This is a genomic window from uncultured Flavobacterium sp., assembly GCF_937967675.1.
In the GTDB taxonomy this organism is placed as follows: Bacteria; Bacteroidota; Bacteroidia; order Flavobacteriales; family Flavobacteriaceae; genus Flavobacterium.
Window position 1 is genome coordinate 1 of sequence record NZ_CALBSN010000107.1, and the last position, 9,176, is coordinate 9,176.

11 protein-coding genes and 2 tRNA genes are annotated in these 9,176 nt (G+C 30.8%); 4 read left to right on the forward strand and 9 right to left on the reverse strand.

Annotated features, from left to right (window positions below):
* Nucleotides 1-45 precede the first annotated feature (45 nt).
* The 3 genes from mutS (at nt 46) to Q0075_RS07305 (ending at nt 2,955) form a co-directional block, all read left to right on the forward strand.
* Nucleotides 46-2,613: a DNA mismatch repair protein MutS gene (mutS, locus tag Q0075_RS07295; protein ID WP_297868943.1), complete on the forward strand. Its 2,568-nt coding sequence runs from the start codon at nt 46-48 to the stop codon at nt 2,611-2,613.
* Nucleotides 2,614-2,775: 162 nt separating this feature from the next.
* Nucleotides 2,776-2,848: transfer RNA gene (locus tag Q0075_RS07300), tRNA-Gly, on the forward strand.
* Nucleotides 2,849-2,869: 21 nt separating this feature from the next.
* A tRNA-Leu gene (locus tag Q0075_RS07305) sits at nt 2,870-2,955 on the forward strand.
* Between the two features lie 204 nt (nt 2,956-3,159).
* On the opposite strand, the gene Q0075_RS07310 is transcribed toward Q0075_RS07305, so the two are convergent.
* The 9 genes from Q0075_RS07310 to Q0075_RS07350 form a co-directional block, all read right to left on the reverse strand.
* Nucleotides 3,160-3,450 (reverse strand): hypothetical protein, encoded by a 291-nt coding sequence (locus tag Q0075_RS07310; RefSeq protein WP_026724301.1) that lies wholly within the window; start codon nt 3,448-3,450, stop codon nt 3,160-3,162.
* Nucleotides 3,447-3,746 (reverse strand): hypothetical protein, encoded by a 300-nt coding sequence (locus Q0075_RS07315; protein WP_297868936.1) that lies wholly within the window; start codon nt 3,744-3,746, stop codon nt 3,447-3,449. Before Q0075_RS07315 ends, Q0075_RS07310 begins: the two co-directional genes overlap by 4 nt.
* Before the next feature lie 65 nt (nt 3,747-3,811).
* Nucleotides 3,812-4,483 (reverse strand): hypothetical protein, encoded by a 672-nt coding sequence (locus tag Q0075_RS07320; RefSeq protein ID WP_297868937.1) that lies wholly within the window; start codon nt 4,481-4,483, stop codon nt 3,812-3,814.
* 13 nt (nt 4,484-4,496) lie between these two features.
* Nucleotides 4,497-4,661, reverse strand: coding sequence for a hypothetical protein (locus tag Q0075_RS07325; protein WP_160169105.1), 165 nt, complete (start codon nt 4,659-4,661; stop codon nt 4,497-4,499).
* 267 nt (nt 4,662-4,928) lie between these two features.
* On the reverse strand, nt 4,929-5,621 hold the full coding sequence (locus Q0075_RS07330) for a hypothetical protein (protein WP_297868938.1): 693 nt from the start codon (nt 5,619-5,621) through the stop codon (nt 4,929-4,931).
* A 4-nt stretch (nt 5,622-5,625) separates the two neighbouring features.
* Entirely contained in the window at nt 5,626-6,132 is a 507-nt protein-coding gene (locus Q0075_RS07335; RefSeq protein WP_297868939.1) for a hypothetical protein, read from the reverse strand.
* 4 nt (nt 6,133-6,136) lie between these two features.
* A complete protein-coding gene (locus tag Q0075_RS07340) occupies nt 6,137-6,421 on the reverse strand; it encodes a helix-turn-helix domain-containing protein (protein ID WP_035692577.1) in 285 nt (94 codons plus the stop codon).
* A 97-nt stretch (nt 6,422-6,518) separates the two neighbouring features.
* Entirely contained in the window at nt 6,519-7,226 is a 708-nt protein-coding gene (locus Q0075_RS07345; RefSeq protein WP_297868940.1) for a hypothetical protein, read from the reverse strand.
* 42 nt (nt 7,227-7,268) lie between these two features.
* Complete coding sequence (locus Q0075_RS07350) at nt 7,269-8,516, reverse strand: phage integrase SAM-like domain-containing protein (protein ID WP_297868941.1); 1,248 nt, start codon at nt 8,514-8,516, stop codon at nt 7,269-7,271.
* Between the two features lie 403 nt (nt 8,517-8,919).
* Between Q0075_RS07350 and Q0075_RS07355 the strand changes: the two genes are divergently transcribed.
* Nucleotides 8,920-9,176: hypothetical protein (locus tag Q0075_RS07355; protein WP_297868942.1), on the forward strand; the 257-nt coding region annotated here is incomplete at its 3' end.

Genomic DNA, 9,176 nt, shown 5'->3' on the forward strand with positions numbered 1-9,176 from the left:
AAATCTGCAGCAACTCCCGATAAAGCACCCAAGGAAACACCTTTAATGAAGCAATACAACGAGATAAAAAACAAATATCCCGATGCTTGTTTGTTGTTTCGTGTGGGCGATTTTTATGAAACTTTTGGAGAAGATGCGGTGCGTGCGTCACAAATTTTAGGTATCACATTAACCAAACGTGGCGCTGGTTCTGAAACGGAAACTGCGTTGGCAGGATTTCCGCATCATTCCATAAATACGTATTTACCTAAGTTGGTTAAAGCCGGACTTCGAGTGGCGATTTGCGATCAATTAGAAGATCCAAAAATGACAAAAACCATTGTAAAACGTGGTGTTACAGAATTGGTTACACCTGGAGTTTCGATGAATGATGAGGTGTTACAATCGAAGTCGAACAACTTTTTAGCTTCGGTACATTTTGGGAAAAAATCGGTTGGAGTTTCGTTTTTAGATGTTTCAACAGGCGAATTCTTAGTTTCGCAAGGCAATGAAGAATACATTGATAAACTTTTGCAAAACTTTCGTCCTAGTGAAGTTTTAATTCCGAAACAATTTAAAAATCAGTTTCACTCGATTTTTGGAGATGATTTTCATACGTTCTTTTTGGAAGATTGGGTGTACAAAGAAGATTATGCTTTAGAAAGTTTGACGAAACACTTTCAAACCAATTCGCTAAAAGGTTTTGGTGTGGAAGAGTTAACCGAAGGTTTGATTGCCTCAGGTGCGATTTTGTATTATTTGTCGGAAACACAACATAACAAGATTCAACATATCACGAATATCCAACGTATTGCCGAAGATGCTTACGTTTGGATGGATAAATTTACGATTCGAAATTTAGAATTATATCACAGTTATAATCCCAATGCGGTAACACTTTTAGATGTAATTGATAAAACGCTTTCGCCAATGGGAGCAAGGTTGTTGAAACGTTGGTTGGCACTTCCGTTGAAAGATATTGCAAAAATTAGAAGTCGCCATGAAGTAATTTCGTATTTGAAAACCAATCCCGAAGTTTTACAACAAATTCAATATCAAATCAAACAAATTTCCGATTTGGAACGTTTGATTTCAAAAGTAGCTACAGGGAAAATTTCGCCAAGAGAAGTTAATTTCTTGAAAGATTCGTTAGACGCAATTATTCCAATAAAAACATTGGCTTTAGGTAGCGATAATGAAGCGTTGCGAGTAATTGGTGATAGTTTACACGCTTGTGAATTATTGAGAGAAAAAATCAAAACCACCATTCAAGAAGACGCTCCTGTAAGTGTGAATAAAGGAAACGCAATTGCGGTTGGAGTTCATTCAGAATTAGATGAATTACGTGCGATTTCTTCAACAGGAAAAGGATATTTAGAAGAATTAGAGCAAAGAGAAAGCGCTGCTTCCGGAATTCCTTCTTTGAAAGTGTCTTTCAATAATGTTTTTGGATATTACATCGAAGTAAGAAATACACATAAAGATAAAGTTCCAGCGGAATGGATTCGTAAGCAAACCTTAGTGAATGCTGAGCGTTACATTACAGAGGAATTAAAGGAATACGAATCAAAGATTTTAGGTGCTGAAGAAAAAATCCATCAATTAGAAACGCAGTTGTTTGAACAATTAGTGAATTGGATTGCAACGTATATCAAACACGTTCAGTTGAATGCGAATTTAATCGCACAAATAGATTGTTTGACATCTTTCACGCAATTAGCAATTGATAATAAATACGTTTGTCCTGATTTAGATGAAAGTTTCGATTTGGAAATCAAAGAAGGTCGTCATCCTGTTATTGAGAAACAATTGCCTGTTGGTGTGCCGTATATTTCGAATGATGTGTATTTAGACAGAGAAACCCAGCAAATCATTATGATTACGGGTCCGAATATGTCGGGTAAATCGGCTATTTTGCGTCAAACGGCTTTAATTGTATTGATGGCGCAAATGGGAAGTTTTGTTCCAGCAGAAAGCGTGAGAATGGGTGTGGTGGATAAAATTTTCACCCGAGTAGGAGCGAGCGATAATATTTCGATGGGTGAATCTACTTTTATGGTAGAAATGAACGAAACGGCTTCGATTTTGAATAATATTTCAGAAAGAAGTTTGGTCTTGTTAGATGAAATTGGAAGAGGAACTTCAACTTATGACGGAATTTCGATTGCTTGGGCAATTTCAGAATATTTGCACGAACATCCAAACAAACCGAAAACACTTTTCGCAACGCATTATCACGAATTAAACGAAATGGAAGTTACGTTTGACAGAATTCAGAATTTTAATGTTTCGGTTAAGGAATTAAAAGATACGGTTTTATTTATTCGTAAATTAGTGAAAGGTGGAAGTGCGCATAGTTTTGGTATTCACGTAGCAAAAATGGCAGGAATGCCTCAAATTGTGATTCAAAAAGCACAAAAACTATTAAAGCAATTAGAAAAAAGACATTCCAGCGAAGAATTATCTGGGATTAAATCGGCAAATGATGAATTGCAATTGAGTTTCTTTAATTTAGATGATCCGCTTTTGGAAGATATTAAAGAAGAAATCATGAATATCGATATTAATACGTTGACTCCAGTTGAGGCTTTGATGAAATTAAACGAAATTAAACGAATGTTGATTAAAAAATAATTTCAAAATAAAATATTCGTTATCAAAAGGTTAAGTAAAAGTTCTAATAAAGTTTCAATTTTTATTTAAAAAGTACTTGCAAGAATAAAAATATGTACTATATTTGCACTCGCAATACGGAACAAGTATAGCAACGTTCTTTAAAAGATTACAATACGAAACGCGAAAATAGCTCAGTTGGTAGAGCGCGACCTTGCCAAGGTCGAGGTCGCGGGTTCGAACCCCGTTTTTCGCTCTAGACTACCTAAAAATATTTGCTCGAGTGGTGGAATTGGTAGACACGCTGGACTTAAAATCCAGTGGGTAGTAATGCCCGTGCGGGTTCAAGTCCCGCCTTGAGTACTTTAATTAACCGTAAATAATTGATTATTAATTATTTGCGGTTTTTTTATGCTTTAAAATGTACGATTTTTGTACGGTAACCGATTATTAAGCCAAATATTGAGATTATTTTGAGTTTAAAATGAAACTAAAAAATATAAAGATTAACTTTGTTTTTAGTTTCTGCATTGCCTGTAAGATACTATTAAAAACAAAGAGGGAACTTTAATAAGTTCCCTCTTTTGTATTATATGAGCTTTTATTGTTTCTGAAAAATCGGTACTGTAATAATCTAAATATAAATAAACTCATTTTTATATTTCCGTTTTCATCTTTGGAATAACGCCCTTTGTAAAAAGTATTTACAAGTTGTTCAATCTCTGGATTTTTAATTATTACAATATTTGCTTTTTTATCAAAGTCAATAGATTTAAATTCCAGTTGTTCAAACTTCTGTATAAATAGATTTTCAAGTTCGTAAACCTCAGCATCTGTAAATTCTATATGTTTTTTCACGGTTCTAATAATTTGTTTTTTAATACTTCTATTCTACGTTCCCTTTCTTCTTCAGAAAACTCTTCATAGTTTGTAATTGCAATATCTTGTTGCTTCGGTAAAATGTACGGAAGCAACTTTGATAATGCGTTTACTCTCTCTACTGGCTCCAACTTGCTTAATGTAGTTTCTAACTTTTCAATTTGTTTTGTAACTACATTTTGAAGCATTTGTTTTGTTTCTGCTGTGGTGGTGTTAATCTTGTTGGGTGTTCCTTTTTGACGCCCTCCGAATTTTTTTCCTGTTGTATTTGCCATAACTTTTGAAACTATTTTTAATCTACTTTAGTTTAATGCCTTTGGATATTTGAGAGTAATATTTTTTAAATACCTAACTCTTCACGTCTTTTTTTATAGTTAGAAACACCTTTTACTCCCTCAGGATTTATGATCATTACATTGTTATCGTTATCATATTTTAATACATGGCTCCCGCTGTAATGCTTATCAATAGACTGTATTCCTGTTTGATTGAAAATTTCTAAATAATCATTAAATGCTTCGGCTAAATTTTGAGAAACTTGAAAAAGCTTAATTTCTTCTTCAGTTTCTAAGTAGATTCTACAATATGATTCTAAAATCATTTCTTTATCTTCTTCACTAATACAAAAACCATTTTCATAAGAGATGAATTTTAAAACCAATTTCGGGCGGTTTGCGGAATAAATTTCTGGATAAAATTTCTTTGCATCATTAACCGCTTTTTTAAATCTTTCAATTACGCTTTCATGGTCTTTAATTGCGTTTTGACGTATTATAGAGCTTGTAATTCCCTGTTTATCTAATTGATTATTTAGATCTTTAATATAGGATTCGATTTGTTTTGATGCTCCTAATAAAATAATTTGCTTAAAAGTATCATTTGTTAAAGCTCCAATTTCTAAGGCTTCAAAACTTGATTTTAGTTCGTTTAGAACTGGAGTAAATTGTTTTAAATCTTTAGTAATTTCTTTGAATTGTTCTGTATTTTCTTTGATTAAAATTCTGTTTTTCATGGTGTGTGATTGTTTATAAGTTTGCAATAATTTCTTCAACTGTTTTTTCTTCTTCGGATTTTTCGCTCGGTTTGTCCTTTGAGTTCTTTTTGAACTTTTCGGATTCTGTTTGATTTGAAATAACTTCATGAGCTATTTTTTCAACTTCTTCTGGTGTTTTCTCTTCTTGTTGTTTCATGATTTATAATTTTTGTTCTTTTCTTTTTTAGCGGAACTTTTTTCTTTTTTCTCTCTTTAGATTACTAAGAATTAACAAACTTTTTTTATCAATTTTTAATTTCAAAAAAAAATAAAATTTTCACTCTTTTACATTATCTTTTTAAAATACCTTTTTATAGTATCTTATTAAATAATCTTTATATAGGTGTTGTAGTTTTGTAAATTAATTGTTGATTAAAAAAAGTAGTTTTGTAAATCCTTTTATATAGTTGTTGTTATGGTGTTGTTATGGTGGTTCTGGTTTTAATCTCTCTAATACTTTCTTTAATGCTTCGTTTTGAAGTTGTTTCTGTTGTTTGTCTTTGATGCTTTTTCTCTTTTTTTCAGCTTCAAAAATTAGATCTTCTAAACTCATTTTTAATGAAACATAAAAGCCTCTCGTATAGCGACTGTAATAAATAAGATGCCAGTTCAATATCAATTCACTTTTTATGTTTTCTGTTTGGTATCTGTTGGCATACTTTCTTATTTCATTTGATAATTCGCTAACCTCATCTATTGTGTTTGTTTTACCGTCCATTCTTGCCCACAAATACAAGTTTGTAACCTTACAATACGATTTGTTCCCTAATATGCTTTTGATTGCTAAAAAGCCTAATAAACACACTTTATCAAATTCAGTTTTCTCATTTTTGTAAAAGTCCCACCAGATAGATAAATTCATTCCTACTTTCGGGGAATTATTAGGCACGCTATTATATAGTAATTTGCCGTTATCTAATGAGTGTTTAACGCTTCCTAATTTCATTTGATAAAATTCTGCACTATCTTTTATTTTTTGTAATTCCGTGCCGTGTTCCAGTTTTAAAGCATTTTCATAAACGGAATAACTCACTATATTATCCAACGTTTTACGGGTATCGGTAATAAAACCAGTTAGCAACTGAATAGGAAAATTTAAATACTTTTCGTTATTCATAGTGTTATTGTTTTATAAAAGCATTAAACCAATTGTAGAAGTCTTCAAAAGTCCTTACAATAATGTAAATACCGCCTGAGTTTTCAATTTGCCTTTGGTACTCTTTCTGTGATTCACTTTGGTAACGATCACCACTATAAAAACATTTGATTTCGATTTTTACACTACGCCCTCGAATAGTTGCACTAATATCTGAAGTGCCAGTTTGTGTATTGCTTTTAATCCATTGTACGCTCCCAATAGTTCTAATGTTCCCTAAAACATCTGTTGAGGTTTTACGATTGTCTTTTATAGCTCCTGTTGAGTTGATACGTTCAGCATGAAAGCCGTTTAATTTGATGTATGATATTACGCATTTAGTTAAACCGTTTGTAGTAGCGTCGGTGTGCTTTGGTTTAACTGGGTATCTAAAGTTTGGATATTTAGCTTTTTGTAATTCAAATTCTAAATTCTCAAGCTCTTTGATAGCTTCAGATTTAACGTATCTTTTTGTTTTTGCCTGTAAACTCATGATACTACTTTTTTAATGGTGTTATAGATTCCATTAATTCGCTACGCTTGTAGTAACATTTATTAGCAAATTTGTAAACGGTAATTTTACCTTTATTTTGCCAGTGCCAAAGTGTAGAAGAGTTTATTTGTAGTAGTTCCAAAACTTGCTCCCGACTTAATAATTCGTCTTTTGCAGTTTGGGTGTTTTGGTGTGTTTGAAAGTCTTTGAGTTTTGCATCAAATACGTTTCCGATTAAGTCCGTTAAATCTTCTGGACTCAAATTTTGTAGTAAGGTTGCTTTTGTCATTTTGCAAAGTATTATTTGTTATACAGTGCAAATATTGGTTTGGGATTGTACCCTAAAAGACTATGTTTTGTACCTTTTTGGGTACGGTTTGTACTCTTTATTTAATTAGGTTGTAAATACTCATTCTGTTTTCGTTCGACTTACTTTTAATATTTGTGTATTGTAGTTTATCTATGCCAAAATCATAAGTTTCATTTATCCAGTCGGTAATGCTTTTAACAGTAACTGTTTTATGTATTTGTCCGTTATGCTTCATAATTTCATACATAAATCTTAAATCAGTTCTTTTGGTTTTGTCTATATTGAAATTTTCAAAAAGACGTTCCCAAATTTCAAAGGCATTATCTTTGAAATAATCAGTATGTTTTTGAGGTTTGATTTCGACCTTTTCCTTTTCAATTGCTTTAGGTTCTTGAGGTTTGATTTCTGTTAATACTAAGTTTAAGAACGTTTCTTTTAGCTTCATATAATTGCTTTCATAACTTCTTATTCTATTATCTGGAATAGGTTGTGAAATATAAATTTCGTCTTCGCTTACTGATCCGTTATTTTGGTTTGAAGCTAACATATTTGTAACAGCATCGTTAACTATAAAATAAAAATCGGTGTGTAAATCGGAAATTATTTTTTCCTTAATGGTTTGGTCTTCAATTTGAGAAAAATATCGAATAAAAGATTTACTACTATCTTCTGCAAATGATTTGTATAAAGAATAATCAAATTCATTATTATTTGAAAAATCAATTAAACTCGATAAAATAAATTCTATTTTTTCGTTTGGATTTTCGGAGTTACTATTTCTCATATTTTGCCTGTTTATGATTGTTTTGCGTTGGTTGTCAATAAATTAAAAGTATTTAGTCAATTCGAGTGCTATGTCCTTATTGCTTTTTCCGACGTAGTTAAGGAACATTTTTTCTGTTGTATGTCCTGTAATGTAAATTAAAAAAGTAGTTGGAATAGTTCCGTAAAAGTTTGAAGCAAAAGAGCGTCTACCAATATGTGAGGTTACCAATTCCCACTTTTGAAACTCTTTGACTTCTTTACGGTAAACTTTGCTTTCGGGTGCAGTTTCTGTTTTTTTACCTCCCTTGACTATTTCGTTAAGTTCAGCAATTTCACAAACTTTTTTTATGTAATCATTATACTTTTGGTCTGAAATTGGTTTTGGAAAATGTCCGTTTCTTTTTTCTAATATTTCCAGTACTTTTTTGTGTATTGGAATAGTCATGTTTTTAGTAGTTTTCTTTTGAGTAAACTCCAGTAAGTGCTTACCGTCTTCAATTCTAATTTGGTCTTTTGTAAAATTCATAAAATCTGAAACTCTTTGACCAGTATAGCAACTAATAATTAACCAGTCTTTCGCATTGTTAAGGCTTTCAGTTAATTTACTTGGTTCTATTGTTTCAATTTTGTTAAGGTCTTCAAAAGTCAAATAAACATTATCAGTTTCTTTGTACTTTGCTTTCAAACCGTCTAATTGGTGGCTTACTTCTATTCCGTTATGCTGTGCGTGTTTACAAATGGTTTTAATGCTTCTTAACGCCCTTGCAATTGTATTGTGTGAATATTGATTTTTATTACAAAAGTCTTCAAAGGCTTTTTTGAAATTTTCGTTTACGTCTTTGATTAAAAACTTTTTGTTTGTTGAGGTTTCAAACTTCTTTAAAAGTGCTTTAATTGTGTTATATTTTTTTTCTGTACTTTCTGTTATTTCGCTTTTTTTACGGTCTTTGAAGTACTCAAAATAATTAACTAATTCGTTTGGTATTGTTTCAACTGGTGTAGGATTGTAGTATTCATTTATAGTTCTTTTTAACCAGTCTTTGTTTGTGTCTTCAATAGTGTTTTCAAACTGATTTAAAATGTAGTTTTCAAGTTCCGAAATTTTGTTATTAACTTCAGTTTGTAGGTTTTTGGTATCAATATCCGAAATACGTTTTGAGTTGTGGTATTTGCTCCAATATTCTTTTGAAACTTCAATTTTTGAAACCCCACCAATAACGTAATCAATACCGTTTTTTCTGTATAGTAATCTCAAATTTAGATTTGATTTGTCTTTATTTGAACGGTATAAAAAATTAATAGTTGCCATACATTTGCCTTTAGTAATACAAATGTAAATAATTTGTACGGTATTTGTACGGCAAATTGCAATTAAATAAAATCAATTACAATTTAAAACATAAAATTAATTTAATAAAAAAGTCAATAAAATTGCATTACTCAAGTGAATAGTGTATTTTTGCCCTTGAATAATAGGAAGCTATAAAATGTATTTTTGCGGTGGTTTTACTCCCGCCTTGAGTACAAAAAGCTTCAAACTATGTTTGGAGCTTTTTTTGTTTATATGAGTTTGTAAATATTTCTTATTTTTAACAAAAATTAAACTCATGTACAAGTTTATAAATTTCAAGATATTTAAAGTATCACTTTTGTTTTCTTTTTTTATCAATCTTTTTCTTTTTTTAATCACAATATATTCTAAAGATTTTGAAATGATAATTAGTTTCGGCTCTTTTACTTTATTTGGATTTGTGATTATTGTTTTTTGTTTTTTTAATTTCAAGGAAATAAAAACAGAAGGAAAAAACATAATACTATCGGATTTGTATTTCAAAAAAGAAAAAACAATTCAACAAGCAGATTTATTAAAGATAATAAAAAACCCTTTCTATATTTTTCTATTTACTAATATTATTTATTATCAAGAATATAATTCCAGAAAATGGTTTTTGTTTTATGGAGAAATTAA

Coding starts and splice junctions, on each gene's coding strand:
- mutS (WP_297868943.1), top strand. CDS start 46: ATGAAGCAATACAACGAGATAAAAAACAAATATCCCGATGCTTGTTTG.
- Q0075_RS07315 (WP_297868936.1), bottom strand. CDS start 3,746: ATGGCAAATACAACAGGAAAAAAATTCGGAGGGCGTCAAAAAGGAACA.
- Q0075_RS07320 (WP_297868937.1), bottom strand. CDS start 4,483: ATGAAAAACAGAATTTTAATCAAAGAAAATACAGAACAATTCAAAGAA.
- Q0075_RS07325 (WP_160169105.1), bottom strand. CDS start 4,661: ATGAAACAACAAGAAGAGAAAACACCAGAAGAAGTTGAAAAAATAGCT.
- Q0075_RS07330 (WP_297868938.1), bottom strand. CDS start 5,621: ATGAATAACGAAAAGTATTTAAATTTTCCTATTCAGTTGCTAACTGGT.
- Q0075_RS07335 (WP_297868939.1), bottom strand. CDS start 6,132: ATGAGTTTACAGGCAAAAACAAAAAGATACGTTAAATCTGAAGCTATC.
- Q0075_RS07340 (WP_035692577.1), bottom strand. CDS start 6,421: ATGACAAAAGCAACCTTACTACAAAATTTGAGTCCAGAAGATTTAACG.
- Q0075_RS07345 (WP_297868940.1), bottom strand. CDS start 7,226: ATGAGAAATAGTAACTCCGAAAATCCAAACGAAAAAATAGAATTTATT.
- Q0075_RS07350 (WP_297868941.1), bottom strand. CDS start 8,516: ATGGCAACTATTAATTTTTTATACCGTTCAAATAAAGACAAATCAAAT.